Consider the following 21,918-nt stretch of genomic DNA (forward strand, 5'->3'; position numbering starts at 1 on the left):
TTTTGATGCCTCGAAGGGTGGTGAGTATTAAGCGGCAGAGAAATACTACTCTTGGACTCAACCCTGAGGGAAGGAGAGCAGACACCAGGAGTAAACTACACGCCAGAGCAGAGGCTTGAAATAGCCCTAGCCCTAGATGAGTTTGGAGTAGATTTCATAGAGGTCGGTCACCCTGCAGTGAGCGATGATGTATTTGCTGGAATAAAGCTCGTTTCAAATCAGGGGCTGAGGGCTAATCTCTTGGCCCACTCAAGGGCTCTAATCAGGGATGTTGATTACGTGCTAAAGGTTGGAACCAACTGGATAGGCATATTCTTCTGCGTTTCCGAGGCCTGCCTGAAGAAGAGATTTGGAATTACACTCGAGCAGGCCATGAACAGGATAGCGGAGGCGATAGAGTATGCAAAGGATCACGGTCTTAAGGTTCGTTTCACACCTGAAGATACAACAAGAACGGAATGGAGGAACCTTGAGGCAGTACTTAGACTCGCAAAAGAACTCAAAGTTGACAGGGTTAGCATCGCGGACACAACTGGAAGCACTCACCCCCTGAAGTTCTACCTTTTAGTCCAAAAGATAGTGAGCTTTGGAATCCCCGTGAACGTTCACTGTCACAATGATCTCGGCTTAGCCTTGGCAAATGCGATAATGGGCATAGAGGCAGGAGCAAGCTTAGTCGATGCAACTGTTAATGGCCTAGGAGAAAGGGCTGGGATTGTTGACCTTGCACAAATAGCAACTGTCCTCTACTATCACTACGGCGTGAAGAAGTACAAGATAGACATGCTGTACTATCTAAGCAACCTTGTCAGCAAAATAACTGGGATAAAGGTCCAGCCAAACTATCCAATTGTTGGGGCAAATGCGTTCACCCATAAAGCTGGACTTCACGTTTCAGCAGTCATAAAGGATCCAACGTTCTACGAGTTCCTGCCAGCGGAAACCTTTGGCAGAGAAAGGACGATCTACGTTGACCGCTTCGCGGGCAGGGACACCATAAGGTACTACCTTGAAAGGGCCGGTATTACGGACGAAAAAATTATCGATGCCCTTCTTAGGAGAGTGAAGAGCTCGAGAGAGCCCTTTACGTGGGAGAGGCTTATTGAAGAGGCAAGGAGGTTAATGACATGACGTTAGTTGAGGAAGTTCTCAATGCAAAAACTGGAGAGGCTATAATAAGAAGGGTTGATTTGGTCTACGCTCACGACGGAACAATGCCACTTATAATTGAGGCATTTAAGAAGGCTTTTAATCAGGTAAAGGCGAATGCCTACATCTTCTTTGACCACGTCTTTCCAGCTCCAACGGTTAAAGTTGCCAACCTGCAAAGGGAGATAAGGGAGTTTGCAAGGCAGCACGGGATTCCAATAGTTGAAGGACAGGGAATATGCCACCAACTCGTAGTTGAAATGGGGCTCGCTGAGAACGCTAGGGTCGTTGTTGGAGCTGACAGTCACACTCCTACCTTGGGCGCCCTGGGCGTGTTTGCCGTGGGTATGGGAGCTACTGACGCTGCTGTAGCACTTGGTCTTGGAAAGACTTGGCTGAGAGTTCCTGAGAGTGTTTCTGTTGTGTTTGAGGGCAAGCCCTCGAGCTATGTAATGGCTGCAGATGCGATGCTCTACATAATCTCGGCCCTAAAGGAATATGACATGAATTATAAAGCCATGGAGTTCTTCAACGTCCCTTTCAGCTTTGATGAGAGGTTAACGCTGACGAACTTCAGCGTTGAGGCTAATGCTAAGACGGCCTTGATAGGGGATGATTACTCTGGAGACGGTTACGTGAAAGAGCTGATCGTTGATTTATCCTCCCTCGGTCCAATGGTTGCTAAGCCCCACCACCCATCTAACGGCGTTCCAGTTGAGGAGGTAGAGGGTACTAAGATTGATCAGGTTTTCATAGGCTCGTGTACCAACGGCAGGTTTGATCACATAAAGAAAGTAGCTGAAATCCTTGAAGGGGAGAGGGTGAGCGTTAGAACGATAATTGGGCCTGCTTCAGTTAACGTTTACAGGAAAATGGTTGAAGAAGGCCTTGTTAACGTTTTCCTTGAGGCTGGGGCCGTTATAATACCCCCAGGCTGTGGGCCTTGCTTAGGAAGGCACATGGGAGTTGCAGCTGACAATGAGGTTATCCTTAGTACGACGAACAGGAACTTCCGCGGCAGAATGGGTTCTCCTAATGCCGAGATATACCTTGCAAGTCCGATTACTGCCGCTGTAAGCGCCATTTATGGTGAGATAACCAGCCCGGAGGGAGAGCTATGATCACTAGGGGAAGAGTTTGGAAGTTCGGGGACAACGTTTCCACGGACGCAATAACCCCAGGAAGGTACAACTTGACGAAGGATCCAGAAGAATTGGCGAGAATAGCGTTCATAGAGGCCCGCCCAGAGTTTGCTAGGGAGGTAAAGCCTGGGGATGTGGTGGTTGGCGGTAGAAACTTTGGCATTGGCTCTTCAAGGGAATCGGCTGCTCTCTCCTTAAAGGCCGCTGGAGTTGCCGGTGTTATAGCGAAGTCCTTCGGGAGGATATTCTACAGGAATGCGATCAACCTAGGCCTTCCTCTACTGATTGGAGACACTGACTGGCTTCAGGATGGAGACATTATTGAGGTGAACTGGAGAACGGGGGAAGTTAGGAAGGGAGATGAGGTTAGGCAGTTCAGGCCTTTGGAAGGCTTCCTTTGGAAGATAGTTGAGGAAGGCGGGATTATAGAGTACGTGAGAAGGAGGGGTGATCTATGTATAGAGTAGCCGTCATTAAGGGAGATGGAATAGGTCCCGAGGTTGTTGACGCTGCAATTGAGGTTGTGAATGCTGTAACTAGTAGGGTAAGATTTTATGAGTTTGAGGGTGGAGTTGAGGTATTCAAGAGGCACGGAGTGCCAATAACCCAGGATGACTTAGAAGAGATAAAGAAGATGGATGCTGTGCTGTTTGGTGCTACGACAACTCCCTTTGATCTTCCTGGATATAAGAGTCTGATAATAACTCTGAGAAAGGAGCTCAACCTCTATGCTAACCTAAGAATAATTCCCGACTTCACAGATGGCAGGGAAATCGTTATAGTCAGAGAGAACAGCGAGGGCCTTTATTCAGGGCAGGGCAGGGCCTTTGATGATAGGGCTGTAGATGTAAGGCTGATAACAAGGGAAGGTGCTGAGAGGATAGCGAGGTTTGCAGCTAGGGTTGCCAAGGAGAGGGGATCTTTCATAACATTCGTCCACAAGGCTAACGTACTAACTAGTGACAAGTTCTTCAGGAGGATAGTCCTTGAGGTTGCGAGGGAGGAAGGTGTTGAGGTAAGGGAGGCCATAGTTGACTCATTCACGATAAAGCTAGTAAGGAATCCCTGGGATCACGGGGTTATTCTAAGTGAGAACCTATTTGGAGATATACTTTCAGATTTAGCCACGATACACGCTGGAAGCATTGGTGTGGTTCCTACTGGGAATTATGGTGATGACATAGCCCTGTTTGAGCCCATACACGGTTCTGCTCCAGATATCGCGGGCAAAGGCATAGCGAATCCAATAGGGGCCATTCTGAGCGCGGCAATGATGCTTGATTATCTCGGCCTAGATGGGTCGAGGATCTGGAATGCTGTCAGAAGCTACGTTAGAAAGGGGAACTTAACTCCCGACATGGGCGGCACGGCAACGACAATGGAGGTCACTAGGGGAATAATACAGGAAATCCATGACCTTGACCCTTTCGATCTGGATGAGTTGTGGATGGAAGAGGTTAGGCTTGGGAGGATACCCTTAAGGATGGAGTGAACAGAAATGCTTGCTTTCTTTCTATTTGCAACATTTAGTTTCGATTTAGAACCAAATATTACGAAAACATTACAAACCCTTTATGTTTGACACGCCTTGTCGTTGGTAAAGGTTAGGAGGTGAAGACTATGGCAAAGGCAGAGTGTCCGGTGTGCGGAGCCGAGATCGAGCTCGAAAACGTCGAGCTGCACCAGATAGTTGAGTGTCCTGTATGTGGCGCTGAGCTAGAGGTTGTCAGCTTAAATCCACTGACTCTAGAGGAGGTTCCTGAGGTAGAAGAAGACTGGGGCGAGTGAGCCCCCTCAACTTTTTACTTTTTGGAGGTTTTGCCATGAAAATTGGAATCACCTACAGTATAGTAAGAAAGGAGGAAATAATGATCAAAGAGAGAGCGGGTGAGTTTGGGGAAGTTGTCATGCTACACGAGGATGAGGTAACGTTTCCAAAGGAATATGATGTTGATGTCGTTATAATAAGGAACGTTAGTCACTTCAAGGGAATGTACCTAGCTAAGCTCTTTGAGGATTTGGGAATTCCTACCATTAACTCCTTTAACCTGATGTTTGAAGCTGGAGATAAGCTTCTCGCAACATTAAGGTTACAGAAGAAGGTTCCCGTTCCAAAGTGGGGAGCTGCCGTTAGTGAGAATGCGGCCAAGAAGGTTGCCCATGAGCTGGGCTTTCCCCTAGTTTCAAAGCCCGTATTTGGTAGCTGGGGTAGATTGCTCGCTAAGATAAACGATGAAGATTCCTTAGACAGCGTCCTTGAGCATAGGAAATGGATGAAGAATCCTCTGTACAACATCCATTACATGCAGGAGTTCGTTGAGAAGCCTGGGAGGGATATCAGGAGCTATGTAATTGGCGGAGAGTTCGTGACAGCGATCTACCGCTACTCGAACCACTGGATAACAAACACAGCGAGGGGTGGTAAAGCAGAACCCTGCAATGATGAGGAAGTTGCTGAAATCTCAATCAAGGCGTGGGAAGCTTTTGGAGAGGGAGCTTTGGCTATAGACATATTTGAAGGCCCTAATGGCCTTTTAGTTAATGAGGTTAATCCTAATATGGAATTTAAGAACGCTCAAAGGGTTACTGGCGTTGATATTGCGAAGAAGCTTGTTGAATACGCGGTGGAGGTGGCAAAGAGATGATTAAGGCTGCAGTTGTAGGGGCGAGCGGTTACATCGGCGGTGAGCTTGTGAGGCTCTTGGCAATGCACCCGGAAGTTGAAATCACGGCAATAACCTCAAGAAAGTACGCGGGAAAGAAGGTTCACAAGGTTCATCCAAACCTAAGGGGTCTTGACCTAAGGTTTACCGATAAGTACGACTTTGATGCTGACGTAATATTCCTTGCAGTACCTCACGGCACTTCAATGAAGATAATAGACGAGTTCCTAGGAAGTGCTAAAATCATAGATATGAGCGCTGATTTCAGGGTTAGCAAAGAGTTGTACGAGAAATACTATGGGCCTCACGAGAAGCCTGAGCTCATTGACAAGTTCGTTTATGGCCTTCCCGAGCTACACAGGAAAGAAATAAAGAAGGCCGAGCTCGTTGCAAACCCAGGATGCAACGCTACGGCGGTAATATTGGCCCTCTACCCCTTCAGGGACATCGCGAAGGAGGCAATAGTTGACCTCAAGGTCAGTTCATCAGCGGGAGGAAGGAGGGAAAACGTTGCAAGCATACACCCGGAGAGGAGCCATGTCGTTAGGGTGTACAAGCCTTTCCACCACAGGCACGAGGCCGAAGTTATTCAGGAGACTGGAGTTAAGCCAATGTTCACTGTTCACTCCGTGGACTTAGTGAGGGGCCTACTCGCAACGATATACTTCCCCTTTGATGGAACCGAGAGGGATCTTCTTAGGAGGCTTCTAATGTACAGGAATGAGCCATTTATAAGGCTTGTAACGGACAAGGGAGGTCTTCAGAGGTATCCTGATCCTAAGTACGTAATAGGAAGCAACTTTGTGGATATAGGATTTGCCTACGATGCTGAAAATTCGAGGGCGATAATTCTCTCAGCTATTGATAATTTGATTAAAGGAGGCTCTGGCCAAGCCGTTCAAAACATGAACATAATGTTTGGCTTAGATGAAACCACTGGGTTGAGCTATTACCCTGTATATCCCGTGTGAGGTGGTTGAGATGAGGGTAGTTAAGATCGGTGGTTCCGTTATCTCAATGCTTGAGGAGCTCTGGAGGAGCGATGGCATTTCCAGCTTAATGGACAATACGGTAATAGTTCACGGGGGTTCAAGGCACGTTGATGAGCTTTCAAGGAAGCTTGGGATTAAGGTAGAAAAGCTCACGAGCCCCTCAGGAGTAACCTTCAGGAGGACTACGAGGGAAGTACTAGATGTTTACGTTGCTGCATTAATGAAGGCCAATAGGGAGATAGTCGAGTTTCTCAGGAGTCAGGGCATTAACGCGATAGGTCTCAGCGGTCTTGATAGGGGGCTTATAATTGGCCAGAGGAAGAAGCTCATCAAGGCGGTAATTAACGGCAAAGTAGTTGCGATAAGGGATGATTACTCGGGGGTTATAAAACAGATCAATACTGATGCCCTAAGCGAGTACATGAAAGTTGGAATCCCCGTTATAGCCTCGATAGCCTACGATCCCGTCGAAAATGTCCCTCTTAACGTTGATGGGGACAAGGTTGCTTACCACATTGCCCTAGCAATGAGGGCCAAGGAGCTCTACTTCCTCTCAGACACTGCCTTCTTGGCAAATGGAAGGGTCGTTCCCGAGATACCTGTGGAAAAGATTGGGGACTACATGGCTTATGCTAGGGGAGGGATGAGGAAGAAGCTGATGATGGCCAAGAAGGCAATAGAGAGTGGAATTGACAGTGTGGTCATTGAAGGTCTCAATGGAAGGACGGTGATATATTGAGGGAGATGAGCCTTTATAGGAAGAGGCTTAGGGTTGTTAGGGGAGAGGGAGTCTACGTCTGGGACTCCCAGGGCAAAAAGTATCTAGATCTGATAGCCGGAATAGGGGTCAACGTTCTTGGCCATAATCATCCAGAATGGGTTTCGGCAATCAAGGAACAGCTGGAAAAGCTTGTAGTTGCAGGCCCAATGTTCGAGCACGAGGAAAGGGATGAAATGCTTGAAGAGCTCTCTCACTTCGTTAACTATGAGTACGTTTACATGGGAAACTCGGGAACCGAGGCTGTAGAGGCGGCTATAAAGTTCGCAAGGCTTTACACTGGCAGGAAGGAAATAATTGCAATGACAAACGCTTTTCACGGAAGAACTATGGGCGCCCTTAGTGCAACATGGAAGCCAAAGTACAGGCAGGGTTTTGAGCCCCTGGTTCCGGGGTTCAAGCACATCCCCTTCAACAACGTTGAGGCTGCAAAGGAAGCTATAACGAAGGAAACTGCGGCGGTTATTTTTGAGCCAATTCAGGGGGAGGCAGGAATAATCCCAGCGAAAGAAGAGTTCGTTGAGACTCTGAGGGACCTGACAGAGGACGTTGGTGCACTGTTGATAGCTGACGAGGTTCAGAGTGGACTTAGAACCGGTAAGTTCCTTGCCATAGAACACTACAAAGTTGAGCCCGATATAGTTACGATGGGGAAGGGCATTGGGAATGGAATCCCGGTGAGCTTAACGATGACTAACTTTGACGTGGAGAGGGGCAAGCATGGTTCAACATTTGGCGGGAATCCTCTGGCTTGTAAGGCCGTAGCAACTACCCTCAGGATACTTAGAAAGGAGAATCTTATAGAGAAAGCTGAGGAGAAATTCATTGAAGTTAAGGCCAAGGACGTTGTGATGACGAGGGGCAAAGGACTAATGATAGGTATAGTTATGAGGAAGCCGGTGGGGAGATTCGTTGAGGAGTTGCAGAACAGGGGATACCTTGTTCATACCGCAGGTCAAAGGGTTATCAGGTTGCTTCCACCCCTAATAATAAGTAAAGAGCAGATGAATAAGGTAAAATCAGCGATAGAAGGTGTAATAAATGATCTCAGCGGAGGAGAAGGTTGAGTTCTTAAAGAAGCTTGTTGAGATATACAGCCCGACTGGAAGGGAAGAGGAAGCAGCAAGGTTCGTTAAGGAGTCCTTTGAGAGTTATGGAGTAGAAAGTTATATCGACAAAGTTGGAAATGTTATTGCAATAAAGGAGGGCAAAGGGCCCAGAATACTCTTGGCTGGCCATGTAGATACTGTTCCTGGGTACATCCCGGTTAAAATAGAAAACGGGACTTTGTGGGGAAGGGGAAGCGTTGATGCTAAAGGCCCTCTAGCAACCTTCTTCTTTGCAACCATCGAGAGCGATGCAAACATAGTATTTGCCGGTCTGGTGGATGAAGAAGGCTTCTCCAAGGGTGCGAAGAACCTTGATGTTCCAAGGCCTGACTACATAATTGTGGGCGAGCCGAGCGGTGTTGATGCCGTGACGATAGGATACAAGGGCAGTTTAACGGCTAGGTTCGTGGAGAAGGTTGACAAGGTTCATGGGAGCTTGGGAATTGGTGCTGCGGAAAAGCTCATTGAGAAATGGCTGATGATATCTAGGGAGTTTAATGAGGGCTTCAATGCACTAAGCGGGAGGATAGTGAGGTTTATAGCCTATGAAAGGGATTTCGACTTCTATGGTGAAATGATAATTAACCTGAGAACTCCGCCCGGCTACACTCCACCTCAGGATTGGGAGATAATTGACTTCGTTCCAGCTTACGAGGTTGACAGAAGGTCCCCTCTTGTTAGGGCCTTTGTTAGGGGAATCAGGAGGTCAGGATTTAGGCCTAGGCTTAAGAAGAAGATGGGCACGGCTGACATGAATATACTTGGGCCAAGGTATGGGGTTGACGCGGTGGCCTATGGTCCGGGAGATTCGAGCTTAGATCACACTCCCAATGAGCATATAAGCCTTGAAGAGTACATTAAGGCAATTGATGTTCTCAAGACTGTCCTTAATGAAATAAAGACGTCCACTTAACTGACAATAATATTGAATAATTGTCGGTAAAGAACCTATATGTCCTCCGATGTCTTGAAATTGTTCTCTTTCTCTGCCCTTTGTCTAGACACTTAGACAACTATACTACTTTTACGTTGATAAGACTTCAACCTTCGTCATATGGATAGGAACAGGTAACCAAGAGTTTAAATAGGGATATTATGTGCACATTTGGTGGTGATCAGGTGATGCCACGCCAATTTACACAGTCCAAGGTGATGCCCCGCCAATGGGTGATGCCCTGCCAATATCTATAGCTGAAGGCGGGGTAGAGGTTCTCAGGAAATTGCTTCTGAGGGCCTTAAACGAAAACCAGAGGCTTATACTTCAGAGTATAAACGGTAAGCACAGGTCACTGAACGCACTTTTAGAAGAGCTGAGCAGGAAAGAAAGGAAGCCACTGTCCACACTGAAGCTTAATGCAAGGATACTCAAGGAGCTTGGCCTAATTGACTACGGTACAAAGGAAAACCCGAGGCCCGTTACCCTTACCGAGGAGGGTAAGCTTATTCTTAGGATCTTGGGGGGTGATGGTTTTGAGTGAAATATTAACCACAAAGCTAAAGGAAATGCTAAAGCCCGTAAACGGCTTCCATATTAACTCCTCTATTACCTGCCTTAGGATAATGCAGGCAGTGCTGGAACTCAAGAAAGAGGAAGACACAGTAATAGTAAGCAAAGGACACTCAGCTCCAGCCTTCTACGTAATGCTCTGGAAGCTTGGTCTCTTAAGCGATGAGGAGCTAATGACCTTTGCCCACATAGATGGCCTCCCAAGCCACGTCGCTAGGGGACTTCCCTTCATAGAAGTATCCTCAGGATCCCTTGGACAGGGACTCTCAGTTGCCAACGGGATTGCACTGGCCAACAGGATAGATGGCAAAAACGGCAGGGTCTTTGTAATCCTGGGGGACGGGGAACTGGATGAGGGCCAAGTCTGGGAGGCCGCAATGACATCTGCTCATCACAAGCTGGACAATGTTATAGCAATAGTTGACAGGAACTTCCACCAGCTCAACGGTGGAACTGAGGAAATTCTAGCTAAGGAGCCCCTTGCAGAGAAGTGGAAGGCTTTCGGATGGGAAGTTAGGGAAGTTGAAAACGACGTTGAGAAGTTGAAGAAGGCTATAGAGGAGCTCGACAAGATCAAAGGAAAGCCCAAGGTGATTATAGCGAGGTGGGTTGAGTGATAGAGAGTTTCAGGGAAGCCTTTGGAAGGGCCTTGGTCGAAATAGGGAGGAAGAATGATAAGGTAGTTGTCATAGACGCGGACGTTAAGGGCTCAACTAAAACCATATACTTCGAGAAGGCCTTCCCAGAGAGGTTCATTCAAGTTGGCATTAGCGAGCAGGATATGATAGGCACTGCTGCGGGCCTTGCTATTGCGGGAAAGATTCCAGTTGCCTCCGCCTTTGCTTCCTTCCTTATGAGGGCATGGGAGCAGATAAGGAACACTGTCGCAAGGGACAACTTAAACGTCAAGATAGTGTCAACGCACTCAGGATTCTCCGATCATATGGACGGTTCTTCTCATCAGTGCCTAGAGGACATAGCCCTAATGAGGGTTCTTCCAAACATGACTGTCGTTGTTCCGGCGGATGCTTATGCCACGAAGGTTCTCCTGGAGCAGGTAATTGAGCATGAAGGTCCAGTTTACATGAGGCTCGGCAGGGACTATGCTCCCCGGGTGTACAGGGAAGGCGATGAGATTGAGCTTGGTAGGGCTAGTGTCCTAAGGGAGGGAAGTGACATACTGCTAGTAGCAACGGGGGTTATGGTTTCAGTGGCCCTCGAAGTCGCTGAAAAGCTTGCCAAGGCAGGAATTGATGCTAGTGTAGTTGATATGCACACGATAAAGCCTTTTGACGAAGAAACCCTGCTTAAGTTGGCTAAGCCCGTGAACGCGGTGATAACCCTCGAGGAGCATACCATATATGGAGGTCTCGGAGGAGCAGTTGCGGAAGTTCTGAGCGAGAAGATGCCAAAGAGGGTTATCAGAATAGGAACGACGGAATTTGGTAGATCAAGCAGGGACTACCTATCCCTATTGGACAGGTACGGGCTAACGGCGGATAAAGTCTATGATAAAATCGCGGGGGTTGTTTAAATGATGAAGTATTCGAAGGAGTATAAGGAGAAGACGGTAGTTAAGGTTGGAGACGCTAAAATAGGGGAAGGCTTCACGATAATTGCTGGTCCATGTGCAATTGAAAGTGAAGAGCAGATAATGAAGGTTGCCGAATTCTTAGCGGAGCTTGGGATTAAAGTGTTAAGGGGAGGAGCGTTTAAGCCAAGAACCTCCCCATACTCTTTCCAGGGACATGGAGAAGAGGCGCTGAAGTGGATGAGAAAGGCCGCTGACGAGTACGGCCTTGTTACAGTGACAGAGGTTATGGACACCAGGCACGTGGAACTCGTGGCAAAGTATTCTGACATACTTCAGGTAGGTGCCAGGAACTCTCAAAACTTTGAACTGCTGAAGGAAGTCGGAAAGCAGGAAAATCCAGTGTTGTTAAAGAGAGGTATGGGAAATACCGTTCAGGAACTCCTGTATTCAGCAGAATACATCATGGCCCAGGGAAATGAAAATGTAATCCTGTGCGAAAGAGGAATAAGGACGTTTGAAACGGCAACAAGATTTACCTTGGACATTGCAGCTGTCCCAGTTGTAAAAGAGCTTTCTCACCTGCCGATTATAGTTGATCCATCACACCCAGCGGGCAAGAGATCCTTAGTTATCCCACTGGCAAAAGCTGCCTATGCAGTTGGCGCTGACGGGATAATGGTTGAAGTGCATCCCGACCCTGATAATGCACTCTCAGATTCAAAGCAACAGCTCACATTTGATCAGTTCAAGCAACTCCTAAGAGAGCTGGAGGGCCTCGGATGGAAGGGATAGTTTTTGAAAAATTGAATTCCCTGGGGGCTCTTCTTGAGCCCCTTAATCCATTTAAAGTTGCTGTTCTCACAAATACTACCGTTAGAGATATCTGGCTTGAGGAAGTTCTTGACTCGATAAGTGAATATGAAGTTCATCCAATCATTATTCCCGATGGAGAAAAGTACAAGGATCTTGAGACGGCAAGATATGTGTGGGAAAAACTCATTAAGATTGGCTTTACTAGAAAGTCCCTCCTCATAGGGTTGGGAGGGGGAGTAATTACTGATATTGCTGGATTCGTTGCTTCAACGTACATGAGGGGCACGCTTCTTGGTTTAATTCCAACGACGTTATTGGCTCAAGTTGATGCTGCTATTGGAGGCAAAACAGGGATAAACTTCCATGGAAAGAACATGATAGGGACTTTCTACCTTCCGAACTTCGTTCTAATTGATATAATGACCCTTTCAACTCTTCCCATGGTTGAAGTTTTGAATGGGCTTGCTGAAGTTGTTAAGTATGCTATTTTGGATAGAGAGGTTTATGAAATCTTAACAAGGATAAGCTCGCCCCAGGAAGCAATAAAAAGTGAAGAGTTAATTAGGAAATCCGTTGAAGTTAAAGTTAGGGTTGTTGAAGAGGATCTCAGGGAGAGCGGAAAGAGGAGGATTTTAAACCTGGGACACACCGTTGGTCATGCAATTGAAAAGCTATCTGGATATAAGATAAAGCACGGCTTTGCGGTCTCAGTAGGGCTCGTTGTTGCTTCAAAGCTGGGGGAGAGACTTTATGGCTTCGATTCGGGTAAGGTTTATGAGCTTTTGAAAAAGTTTGGCCTTCCGATAAATCTGCCTTTTGAACCTTCAAAGGTTCTTGAGGCAATGAAGCTTGATAAAAAAGCTTGGTATGGGAAAATAGTTTTCATAATTCCCGTTAAAATTGGTGAGGTTGTTATAGAGGAGGTTCCCGAGTCCCTTGTCCTTGAGGTTTTGAGGGAGGTAAGGGAATGATAGCTGGAGTTGTCGTTGCTAAGAGTATAAAGGAAGCAGTCAGGAAGATGAACTCTAGCGACGCTGATCTCTACGAATTAAGGGTGGATGCCCTAGAGGATTACTCGGATATTGACATTCTCCGTCCGTTCTCTTCGAAGTTGATAATAACTATCAGGTCAAAGGATGAAGGGGGAATTAGGGAATTAGGTGACGAAGAGAGGCTGTCCCTATTTGAAAAGTTTTTGGAAATAGAGCCTGCATACATTGACATTGAGTTGAAATCAAGAATCCTTGAAGATGTAATTGAACTTGCTAGGCCCAGCTCAAAGATTGTCATCTCCTATCATGATTTTTCTAGAACCCCCACGTTTGAAGACCTACTTTCAATACTTCACTCGGCGGAGGATCACGAGCCTGACATCGTGAAGATTGTTACGTATGCACGAACTCCTTGGGACAACCTTCGAGTAATAAAGCTGTATGAGCATGCCAACAACCTAATCGCGTTCTGTATGGGTCAGAAGGGCAAGATATCTAGGGTGTTTAGTGCCATATTCTCCCCCTTCACGTATGCTTCCATAGATGAAAGCGTGGCCCCAGGACAGATGAGCATCTACGAGCTTAGGGAAATACTCAGGATCCTGGGTGGTTGATATGGATGCTGAAACGAGGGTTTATGCTGTAATAGGGAATCCCGTTAGGCACTCTCTAAGTCCCACGATGCATAACGCGCTATTCAAGAAATATAGCCTAAATGCAGTTTACGTTGCATTTGAAGTCTCTCGTGAAAATGCCAGGGAAGCCGTGGAAGGCATAAGGGTCCTGGGAATAGCCGGGGTAAATGTCACAATGCCCCTCAAAGAAGAAGTTGCGAGGTACGTTGAGTTATCTGAAGACGCAAGAGCCATTGGCAGCGTGAATACGATAGTAAATTCCAATGGCAAACTTCTCGGTTACACGACTGACGGTATTGGAGCGAGAAGAGCTTTAGAGAGATTTACAACACTTGAAGGAGCTAATGTTCTCATACTTGGGGCTGGTGGCGCAGGTAAGGCCATAGCTTATGAGCTCTCCAAAGTTGCCAGCGTTGTTGTTCTGAACAGAACCGTTGAAAAGGCTAAAGCCCTGGAAGATTTTGGAGTTAAGGGCGATGCTCTTACTCCAGAAAATCTTGAGTATTACCTCGAACTTGCTGATGTCCTGATAAATGCAACTTCTGTTGGTATGAATGAGGATCGCAGCTTAGTGCCGCGTGAAATGTTGAAGCCGGGACTTGTTGTGATGGATATAGTCTACAAGCCGTTAATAACAAGGCTTCTAAGGGAGGCGAAGGAGAAAGGATGCACGATCGTAGATGGGTTGTGGATGCTGGTTTACCAGGGAGCGGAGAGCTTCAAGCTGTGGACTGGTATTGAGGCTGATGTAGAGCTGATGAGGAGGGTTGCACTTGAGAGGCTCGGGGAGAGCAAGTAGCGCGGTTACTGTTATAAATGCCTTCGCCACGGGTAAAGGAGCGGCTATAGGAATCGATCTATGGACAGAAGCTGAAGTTAAGCTGAAGGATTCGGGTATTGAAGCTGAGATAACGGTAAATGGCAAGAGAATTCATGATTTAAGACTTGTCAATGCAATAGTGGACATTTTCAGGGAATATACGGGAGAGGAATTTGGGCTTTACGTTAAGGTAACTTCGGAAATTCCCATTGGGAAAGGGTTAAAGAGTAGCTCTGCTGCTGCAAATGCCCTGGCAAGTGCTTTGGCTAATGCTCTGAACCTTAGTATTCCGGATATAAAGCTTGTAAAGCTTGGTGTTGAAGCGGCAAAGCGGGCGGGAGTAACGATTACTGGTGCATTTGACGACGCCTGTGCCTCTTACTTTGGAGGTCTGTGTATAACTGACAACTATAAGATGGAGCTTTTAGTGAGGAGAGATGTTGAAGGTCTTCCAGTTGTGGTTCTAGTTCCCAGGGAAACTGTACTTACGGAGTCCCTTAAGGGGCTAGACTTCACTGTGTTGGCTCCCTACGTTGAGGAGGCCTTTAAGTTGGCCCTGAATGGTGAGTGGGAAAAGGCATTGGTAATAAATGGGCTCGTGTACTCGGCCTTTCTCGGATATAATCCTAAACCTATCTCTGAAGCTTTAAGAGTTGGTTGTATAGTAGGACTCAGCGGCAAGGGGCCAGCGGTGTTTGGTATAACGGAGGATCCCGAAAACTTAGTTGAGGTTTGGGATAGGTACGGTGAGGTTATAGTAACTGAACTCCGCTGAATATATAAATCACGGATCTGTAACCTGAATGGTGATCCCATGAAGAAAGTGGCCCTATTGATTGTTGGCCTCTTCCTCGTTGCAATAGTTAGTGGGTGCATTGGAGGAGGAACAACTACTACTGGAGGCCCAACGACAACTGAAAAGGCCACATCGGCTCAGGCTCAGGAACAAACCCAAACTCAACAGGCAAAAAAGATAAAGGTAGCGGTCCTTTTTGATGTGGGAGGTAGGGGAGATCTGAGTTTCAACGACATGGCTTATCTAGGGGCTGAAAGGGCAAAGAAGGAGCTTGGTGTTGAAATAGAGTACATGACTCCAAAATCTACAAGCGATATGACATATCTCCTAGCTCAGCTTGCTCAGAGTAAGGAGTACGATCTCATAGTTCTCATAGGATTTCTCTGGACTGATCCTTTGAATAAGGTAGCCGACAAGTACCCAGAGCAGAAGTTTGCGCTTATAGACTCGACAACCGGAAAGGTAAGGCCAAATGAGGTTGATATACTCTTTAGGGAGCAAGAGGTCGCAGCTCTTATGGGTGTCATTGCCTCTGGAATGGCCTACGAGCTTGGCGGTGACACCATTGGTGCAGTAGCTGGAATGGATATTCCTCCACTCTGGAAGTTCCACATTGGCTACCTCTTCGGTGCGAAGTACTTTGAAAAGAAGACTGGTAAGCCGGTTAAGTTGCTCTGGCAGTACACCGGAACGTTTACTGACACTCAAGTCGGTTACAACACCGCAATGCAACTCCTCCAGCAGGGTGCAAAGGTTCTCTACGGATTAGCTGGTTTAACTCACGTAGGAATGTTCAATGCTGTAATTGACTGGAACGAAGAAGGGAAGGGTAAGGCCCTTGCCATGGGTCAGGATGCAAGTCAGGAGTGGTATGCACCGAAGTACATTCCGATAAGCGGTGCAAAGAGGGTTGACGTTGCAGTGTACGATGCTATAAAGATGGTGGTCGATGGAACTTGGAAGGGCGGAATAGTAACTCTCGGCCTTAAGGAGAATGGTGTTGGTTACTGGGATCTTGACGGAGTTAAGCAGTTTGCAGAGTTAGCCTATCAGGCGGGCAAGCTCAAGGGCATGACCCCAGACGAGGTAGTAAAGATTGTCAAAGAGCAGAGGGAGAGGTATATAAAGCCCTATGTTTGGGATATCGTCAACGAGCTTGCTGAGAAGATAAAGAGCGGCGAAATAGTCTTCAAGACTCCAAAGACCCACGAGGAGTATGAAAAGATAATTGAGGAGCTCCAGAAAGGCAACCTTAGTGCAGCACTTGAGAAGGGTTCAGTTGGCTGACCTAAGGTTTTTATCCCTCCTCTTCTTTTTACCCTCAGGTGCATCTCATGCATGCCGTGGAGATGCTTGGTATCGTTAAAGTTTACCCTGATGGCGTTGTTGCTCTAAAGGGCGTTAACTTAACTGTAGAGCAGGGAGAAATCCATGGCCTTCTTGGAGAGAACGGGGCGGGCAAATCTACGCTTATGAGGATTCTCTATGGGGAAATAAAGCCCACAAGGGGCACTATAAAAATATTCGGTGAGGAAGTTAACTTTAGTGGACCTTGGGATGCCATAAGGAAAGGCATAGCGATGGTTTATCAGCACTTCACACTTGTTCCAACTTTTACTGTCCTGGAAAACTTGTATTTGGCCATGCTCTCTCTAAATCCGAGGGTTACAATAAATGAAGTGGAAAAAATGGCGAGGGAAAAGATGAAGGAGCTTAACTTTGAAGTCCCACTCAATGAAATCGTTGAAGAACTCCCCGTTGGCGTTCAGCAGAGAGTTGAAATACTTAAGGCTCTACTTTCAAATGCGAAGATTCTTATCCTAGACGAGCCAACTTCAGTCCTGACACCTCTAGAGACTGAAGACCTTTTTAGGACACTAAGGAAGTTAAAGGAGAGTGGTATAACTGTAATTTTCATTACTCACAAGCTCCGGGAAGTCAAGGAAATCACGGACAGAGTGACAGTTCTGAGGAGGGGAGAAGTTGTTGGAGTTGTTGAGACATCTAAAGTTTCAGAGAAAGACTTGGCAAGGATGATGGTTCAGAGAGACGTCATCATGGAAATTAGGAAGTCCCCAGGAACCCCAGGTGAGCCCCTGCTTAAGGTAGATGACCTTTGGGTTAGGGACGACAGGGGGCTGGAGGCAGTAAAAGGGGTTTCATTTGACGTCAGGGCTGGGGAAATTTTAGGAATTGCAGGAGTTCAAGGGAACGGGCAGAGAGAGCTAGCTGAGGCCTTGGCTGGAATAAGGAGTGCAGAAAAAGGGAAGATCTTCCTGTTGGGAAAGGATGTTACCTCACTTAACGCTCAAGAGAGATATAAGTTGGGCCTTGCCTATGTTCCGGATTCAAGGAAAGTAGGTCTAGTCTACGACATGAACATTACGGAGAATGTTATCCTGACTAACCTAGATGCTGTGACATCCTCTAGGAGGATACTGTGGGGAAAGGCATCATCCTTAGCTAAAAAGGTTGTTGAAGAATTCGAGGCCTTGGTTCCATCGTTATCAACCCCAGTGAAGCATCTCAGCGGAGGTAATCAGCAGAAGATCATGGTTGGTAGGGAGATCGTTAGGGAGCCAAAGGTGTTCATAGTTTCCGAGCCCACTCAGGGGCTTGACGTAGGTGCCACGGAGTTCATTAGGAAAACGATACTTAGGCTCAGAAATGAGGGGAAGGCTGTTCTGTTAATCTCGACGGATTTAGATGAAATAATTCAGCTGAGCGATAGGATAGCCGTGATTTACGAGGGGAGAATAATGGCAATTGGAAAGAGCGAAGAGTTCTCTCTGGAGAGGCTTGGACTACTTATGGGTGGTGTCAAGGGTGAAGCGTGAAGTTGTCGTTGAGGTTTCTCTGTCCCTTTTGATGGCTTTTGCAACTGGTGCAATAGTGTTAGCAGTCTTGGGCTTTAATCCTGGGGAAGTCTATAGGGTGCTTTTTAAGTATGGCTACAGTAACATGAACTATCTCTTGGGTAAGAGTGCCCCATATATAATGACGGGCTTAGCTTTTTCAATTCCAGCCATTGCCGGAGTTTTTAACATAGGTGGGGAGAGCCAGCTGTACGTTGGAGCTTTCCTGGGATTATTAACGGCCTATTATACTGGGAATCCATTGCTTGCATTGATAGTAGGTGCCGTGGCTGGAGCCGCTTTAGGCCTCTTTATAGCCATACTTAGGGTTTATAGAGGAATAAACGAGGTAATAACGGCGATAATGGTTAACTGGATATTCTATTATCTCTTGGCTTATCTAATTGCTGGAAAATTCTATAACCCCCAGTACTCTCATGAATCCATTCCAGTGCCTCCAGGGGCTAGGATCTCCTCTATGGTGACCTTTGTAATAGCAGTTTTCGTAGCTTTGATCTACTACTATCTCTTGTATTTCACAGACCTGGGATACAGACTGAGAGTATCTGGTCTTTCTCCAGCTTCAGCTAGATACGCTGGTTTTGATCCTTCCCGCTCAGTATTAACATCAATGACCCTTGCGGGTGCTGCAGCTGGTTTAGGAGGCGCGCTCCTTGTGCTCGGGATAACATATAGTATTGATGATACACTAACGGCTGTGTATGGGATAGGCTTCATGGGAATAGGAATAGGACTGCTCGGTAGGAATCATCCAATTGGAATAATTTTATCATCGATGTTCATGTCTGGCCTCGTGATAGGTGGACAGTGGGTAGAGCTTAAGACCGGCGCTCCTCCGGAGCTTGCGGATACTTTGATAGGCGTTATAGTGATAGCCTTAGCGATTCCTTATGCATATTCAATGCTCATCAGAAAGCTCAGGAGGGAAGCCCAATGATTGGGGACATTCTTAACATACTCTCCAACACGCTGTTCTCCATGGTTCCACTAACGCTGGCTGCAGTGGGTGAGATAATAACAGAGAAATCTGGGGTTGTTAACATAGGTCTTGAGGGAATATTCATGCTTTCGGCATTCACATCAACTGTGGTAACTTTCTACACCGGCAATCCTTACCTCGGCCTGCTCGTTGGTTTGTTGGTGGGAGCTCTTTCAGGGGTTCTGCATGGTGTCATAAGCGTCTACCTGAAGGGTGACCAAATAATTGCTGGTGTTGGTTTCAATTCTTTGGCCTATGGAATAAGTCTCCTGTCATTAGTGGCCCTATGGCATAGTCATGGCTCCTCACCTAGGGTAAGCAAGATAGTAACGTTCACAGTCGGTGATTTCTCGATATCCCCCCTAACATTTGTGGCGTTCCTAGTGGGAATTTTGGCATGGTGGTGGCTCGAAAAAACTCCAAGCGGTTTAAAGCTTAGGGCCTGCGGTGAAGATCCTAAGGCAGCGGAAGCCATGGGTGTTAATGTATACAGAACAAGGTTCTATGCTACGGTAATCGGAGGGGCATTGACTGGACTTGGTGGGGCTTACTTAGTCGTCGGCTGGATTGGTCAGTTTACGAAGTTTATATCCGCTGGAAGGGGCTTTATAGCCTTGGCAAACGTTGCCTTCAGCAACTGGAATCCGCTTATGGCCATAGTTGGCGGGCTGGTATTTGGCTTCTTTGACGCGCTCTCAATCTACATACCAATAAAGATCCAAGAAGTTACCGGTAGAGTTATTACGGCGGAATCAAACCTCTTCAGAACGATCCCCTACATTGCAACCCTAATCATAGTGGCAATAATAATGAAGAAAGTTAAGACGCCGAGGGCCCTTGGAAAGCCATACATCAAGGAGTGATCTGGACTTTTATTTCTCCCCTTTCAAAACTTTTTTCAAAGGCTTTAACACCATCACTCAGCTTGAAAGTTGAGGTTACTAGGGGCTTAACATCTATCATTTTTGATCTCATTAGGTCAATGGCTTTTTCGAAAGGCCCGCATCTGCTACCAATGATTTTTACTTCTTTGACAACCATGAGGGTGTAGTTGAAGCTGACTTGACTGCCATGGGTTGATTTCGCGGCAATAATCCCCCTAGGTCTTACCAGATCTAGGGCAATGTCTAGTGCTTTTGTACTTCCTGTAGCCTCTACAACGTAATCAAACCCCTGTCCTTCAGGTGTCCTCTTTTTTATGTACTCTTTCGCCTCCTCAAGCGTCATTACATCCACGAACTTCTCCGCTATCCTTCTCTTTGGCGAATCTTCTCTTGCTATTGCGACAACGTTGGGAGTTATCAGCCTGATAAGTTGGGCGGATAGCAGTCCTATAGTGCCTATCCCGAGAATAGCAACTCTATCTGAGGGCTTTATTGGGCTCATCTCAAGCATTTCAACTACTGCAGCCAGAGGCTCAACAAAAGCCCCCTCTTCCCAGGATAAATCCTCTACTGAGTGAAGCAGGTGGGGCTTCGTCAGAACGTACTCGGCCATTCCCCCATCAATGCTGATTCCTATTGTTTCCCTATACGGGCAGTGTGTGGGCATTCCATGCTTGCAGTACCAGCACTCCCCGCAGTTCACGTTTATCTCGGTCGTGACTTTCATCCCTTCAAGATGCTCCATCCCTGGGGCCTCCTCCACTATCCCTGCGATCTCGTGTCCTGGGATTAGAGGTAGCTTTGGGGGAACGTATGTCCCCTTGTAAAACGCTTTGTCAGTTCCGCAGATTCCTACTCTCTTTACTTTTATTCGAATCCATCCATCTTTTGGCGTTGGATCTTCGACATCTTCGACGCTTATTCTCTTGGGCTCGTGCAGTACTATGGCCCTCATGGTATCACCTTAAGCTCTCTCCCTTCTTCGCTCAGGTCAATTGATTTTACAACCTTAGCTATTCCAGAATCATCGACCCTGATGATTCTTGTTGCTATCTCTTCAAAGAGTGCTAGGTATCTTTTTTCGGTCAGCTCATAATTCATAAAAACAAATGCCGTCCTTAGAGGATTTCCTATAAGGGTCGTTGGGACAGCTAAGACTTCGTTAAGGAGGTATGGATCATACTCATATCTTGCCAGAAGCTTTTCATGGTTTAGTACTATTGCAATTGCCTTATCAACCTCTTTATACGTTGCAACTAATGTTTTGAAGAAGTTTATCATGAGAACAACTGGGTCCTTATAGGGATCCATATCAAGTATCACTCTACCCCACTTTGAGTACCCTCCAACTTTTATTCGCTTTATCTTATCTATTGGAATATTCTTTCCTGAATACTTTAAATGTCTGAGAACGTGAACTCCAGAATCTAGGAAATCTGTAAGTATAACTTTGTCCCACCTATCTTTGCAAATTTCATAGAGCACCTCTGGGTATGGGGATAATGAGGAATGTTCTACTAAAACTATTTCTCCAGGTTTTATTCCCTTTAGATATTCTCCAATATTCATTATGCCCCACCTGGAGACGCGATTATTTTGACTTCTTGATTTTTATCTATCCTTAACACATAATCTGAAAGTTCTTCAAGGCTTTTGAGGAAATAATGGGAAGATGCCTCTATATTTACAAAAAGTACTGCAAGTCTCCCTGGTTCTTGCAGATGTCTTCTTCCTATAATTTCAAAATAAGCTTCTATCTTTGAAATTTTGGGGTTTATCTGGTCTAGGAATTTGTGAAGACCCAACACTATGACTACCTTACGGTTCTTCTCTGGGATATTCTTGTAAACTTCCCAATACTTGCCCATATGATGGCTGAAGTCTTCAAACTCATCAATTTTTCCAATTATCTCGCCAATTATTACTCTTCCCCCTTCTTTTATTACCCTAAGCTTTTCAGTATTTACTTGGAGTCCCTGTAATTTCAGTTGCTGGACAAATACCTGAAGGGTATCCTTTATATCAACAATGACTGGAGTTATATCTTTTTTACTAAATTGTTCTAAGAGGTTATGAAATGTTCTTTCAGGATGATCAGTTGGTTCATATTCCAGGAGCACTATCCCCTCATTAATGTTTTCAAGGAATTCCCCAAGTCTCATGCTCGAACATCCCTCCTGTAATGGATAGTTTTTCAAGTTTAAATATTTTCCAAGCCCATACAGGCCATGCACACCTGCCCAAAATGA

General features: G+C 46.3%; 25 protein-coding genes. 22 read left to right on the forward strand and 3 right to left on the reverse strand.

The features are described 5' to 3' along the window. Positions 1-51 precede the first annotated feature (51 nt). From lysS to A3L04_RS03915, 22 genes are all read left to right on the forward strand, one after another. On the forward strand, positions 52-1,131 hold the full coding sequence (lysS, locus tag A3L04_RS03810; protein WP_084448899.1) for a homocitrate synthase: 1,080 nt from the start codon (positions 52-54) through the stop codon (positions 1,129-1,131). Continuing rightward, complete coding sequence (locus tag A3L04_RS03815) at positions 1,128-2,270, forward strand: 3-isopropylmalate dehydratase large subunit (RefSeq protein ID WP_068579053.1); 1,143 nt, start codon at positions 1,128-1,130, stop codon at positions 2,268-2,270. Before lysS ends, A3L04_RS03815 begins: the two co-directional genes overlap by 4 nt. Then, a complete protein-coding gene (locus A3L04_RS03820; protein ID WP_068579051.1) occupies positions 2,267-2,758 on the forward strand; it encodes a 3-isopropylmalate dehydratase small subunit in 492 nt (163 codons plus the stop codon). The genes A3L04_RS03815 and A3L04_RS03820 overlap by 4 nt, the downstream gene beginning before the upstream one ends. Further along, the gene (locus tag A3L04_RS03825; protein ID WP_068579049.1) at positions 2,746-3,783 is read left to right on the forward strand and encodes an isocitrate--homoisocitrate dehydrogenase; all 1,038 of its coding nucleotides are present in this window, start codon (positions 2,746-2,748) and stop codon (positions 3,781-3,783) included. Before A3L04_RS03820 ends, A3L04_RS03825 begins: the two co-directional genes overlap by 13 nt. Positions 3,784-3,911: 128 nt before the next feature. Continuing rightward, a complete protein-coding gene (gene lysW, locus A3L04_RS03830) occupies positions 3,912-4,079 on the forward strand; it encodes a lysine biosynthesis protein LysW (protein WP_068579047.1) in 168 nt (55 codons plus the stop codon). Between the two features lie 35 nt (positions 4,080-4,114). Next, positions 4,115-4,936 (forward strand): lysine biosynthesis protein LysX, encoded by an 822-nt coding sequence (gene lysX, locus A3L04_RS03835; protein WP_068579045.1) that lies wholly within the window; start codon positions 4,115-4,117, stop codon positions 4,934-4,936. Continuing rightward, positions 4,933-5,925 carry an N-acetyl-gamma-glutamyl-phosphate reductase gene (gene argC / locus A3L04_RS03840; RefSeq protein ID WP_068579043.1) on the forward strand — a complete coding sequence of 331 codons (993 nt, stop codon included), beginning with the start codon at positions 4,933-4,935 and terminating at the stop codon, positions 5,923-5,925. Before lysX ends, argC begins: the two co-directional genes overlap by 4 nt. Before the next feature lie 10 nt (positions 5,926-5,935). Beyond that, positions 5,936-6,685 carry a [LysW]-aminoadipate/[LysW]-glutamate kinase gene (locus tag A3L04_RS03845; RefSeq protein ID WP_068579040.1) on the forward strand — a complete coding sequence of 250 codons (750 nt, stop codon included), beginning with the start codon at positions 5,936-5,938 and terminating at the stop codon, positions 6,683-6,685. A gap of 5 nt (positions 6,686-6,690) precedes the next feature. After that, positions 6,691-7,791 carry an acetylornithine/succinylornithine family transaminase gene (locus A3L04_RS03850; protein ID WP_084448925.1) on the forward strand — a complete coding sequence of 367 codons (1,101 nt, stop codon included), beginning with the start codon at positions 6,691-6,693 and terminating at the stop codon, positions 7,789-7,791. After that, positions 7,766-8,746, forward strand: coding sequence for a [LysW]-lysine hydrolase (locus A3L04_RS03855; protein ID WP_068579037.1), 981 nt, complete (start codon positions 7,766-7,768; stop codon positions 8,744-8,746). The genes A3L04_RS03850 and A3L04_RS03855 overlap by 26 nt, the downstream gene beginning before the upstream one ends. Before the next feature lie 250 nt (positions 8,747-8,996). Then, on the forward strand, positions 8,997-9,311 hold the full coding sequence (locus tag A3L04_RS03860; protein WP_068579035.1) for a hypothetical protein: 315 nt from the start codon (positions 8,997-8,999) through the stop codon (positions 9,309-9,311). Continuing rightward, positions 9,304-9,957, forward strand: coding sequence for a 1-deoxy-D-xylulose-5-phosphate synthase N-terminal domain-containing protein (locus tag A3L04_RS03865; RefSeq protein WP_068579652.1), 654 nt, complete (start codon positions 9,304-9,306; stop codon positions 9,955-9,957). Before A3L04_RS03860 ends, A3L04_RS03865 begins: the two co-directional genes overlap by 8 nt. Continuing rightward, on the forward strand, positions 9,954-10,874 hold the full coding sequence (locus A3L04_RS03870; protein ID WP_068579034.1) for a transketolase family protein: 921 nt from the start codon (positions 9,954-9,956) through the stop codon (positions 10,872-10,874). The genes A3L04_RS03865 and A3L04_RS03870 overlap by 4 nt, the downstream gene beginning before the upstream one ends. Before the next feature lie 3 nt (positions 10,875-10,877). Further along, positions 10,878-11,666, forward strand: a complete 789-nt coding sequence (gene aroF, locus A3L04_RS03875) for a 3-deoxy-7-phosphoheptulonate synthase (protein WP_084448924.1) — start codon at positions 10,878-10,880, stop codon at positions 11,664-11,666. After that, positions 11,654-12,658, forward strand: coding sequence for a 3-dehydroquinate synthase (gene aroB / locus A3L04_RS03880; RefSeq protein ID WP_068579030.1), 1,005 nt, complete (start codon positions 11,654-11,656; stop codon positions 12,656-12,658). Before aroF ends, aroB begins: the two co-directional genes overlap by 13 nt. Next, entirely contained in the window at positions 12,655-13,293 is a 639-nt protein-coding gene (gene aroD, locus A3L04_RS03885) for a type I 3-dehydroquinate dehydratase (RefSeq protein ID WP_068579028.1), read from the forward strand. The genes aroB and aroD overlap by 4 nt, the downstream gene beginning before the upstream one ends. 1 nt (position 13,294) lies before the next feature. Further along, positions 13,295-14,113: a shikimate dehydrogenase gene (locus A3L04_RS03890; protein ID WP_068579026.1), complete on the forward strand. Its 819-nt coding sequence runs from the start codon at positions 13,295-13,297 to the stop codon at positions 14,111-14,113. Continuing rightward, positions 14,088-14,909, forward strand: coding sequence for a shikimate kinase (locus tag A3L04_RS03895; RefSeq protein ID WP_068579024.1), 822 nt, complete (start codon positions 14,088-14,090; stop codon positions 14,907-14,909). Before A3L04_RS03890 ends, A3L04_RS03895 begins: the two co-directional genes overlap by 26 nt. Positions 14,910-14,948: 39 nt before the next feature. Beyond that, positions 14,949-16,217, forward strand: a complete 1,269-nt coding sequence (locus A3L04_RS03900) for a BMP family lipoprotein (protein WP_068579023.1) — start codon at positions 14,949-14,951, stop codon at positions 16,215-16,217. A gap of 47 nt (positions 16,218-16,264) precedes the next feature. Then, positions 16,265-17,767, forward strand: a complete 1,503-nt coding sequence (locus A3L04_RS03905; RefSeq protein WP_068579021.1) for an ABC transporter ATP-binding protein — start codon at positions 16,265-16,267, stop codon at positions 17,765-17,767. A 31-nt stretch (positions 17,768-17,798) separates the two neighbouring features. Further along, positions 17,799-18,743 carry an ABC transporter permease gene (locus A3L04_RS03910; protein ID WP_068579649.1) on the forward strand — a complete coding sequence of 315 codons (945 nt, stop codon included), beginning with the start codon at positions 17,799-17,801 and terminating at the stop codon, positions 18,741-18,743. Next, positions 18,740-19,648: an ABC transporter permease gene (locus A3L04_RS03915; protein WP_068579019.1), complete on the forward strand. Its 909-nt coding sequence runs from the start codon at positions 18,740-18,742 to the stop codon at positions 19,646-19,648. Before A3L04_RS03910 ends, A3L04_RS03915 begins: the two co-directional genes overlap by 4 nt. Here A3L04_RS03915 and A3L04_RS03920 read toward each other — a convergent pair. The 3 genes from A3L04_RS03920 to A3L04_RS03930 are packed head-to-tail and all read right to left on the reverse strand — an operon-like array spanning position 19,638 to position 21,831. Continuing rightward, positions 19,638-20,624: an MDR/zinc-dependent alcohol dehydrogenase-like family protein gene (locus A3L04_RS03920; protein WP_068579017.1), complete on the reverse strand. Its 987-nt coding sequence runs from the start codon at positions 20,622-20,624 to the stop codon at positions 19,638-19,640. The genes A3L04_RS03915 and A3L04_RS03920 overlap by 11 nt on opposite strands. Further along, positions 20,621-21,238 carry a DUF257 family protein gene (locus tag A3L04_RS03925; protein WP_068579014.1) on the reverse strand — a complete coding sequence of 206 codons (618 nt, stop codon included), beginning with the start codon at positions 21,236-21,238 and terminating at the stop codon, positions 20,621-20,623. The genes A3L04_RS03920 and A3L04_RS03925 overlap by 4 nt, the downstream gene beginning before the upstream one ends. After that, positions 21,238-21,831 (reverse strand): DUF257 family protein, encoded by a 594-nt coding sequence (locus A3L04_RS03930; RefSeq protein WP_068579012.1) that lies wholly within the window; start codon positions 21,829-21,831, stop codon positions 21,238-21,240. The genes A3L04_RS03925 and A3L04_RS03930 overlap by 1 nt, the downstream gene beginning before the upstream one ends. Positions 21,832-21,918: the final 87 nt, after the last annotated feature.

The sequence above is a fragment of the Thermococcus chitonophagus genome (assembly GCF_002214605.1).
Lineage (GTDB): Archaea > Methanobacteriota_B > Thermococci > Thermococcales > Thermococcaceae > Pyrococcus > Pyrococcus chitonophagus.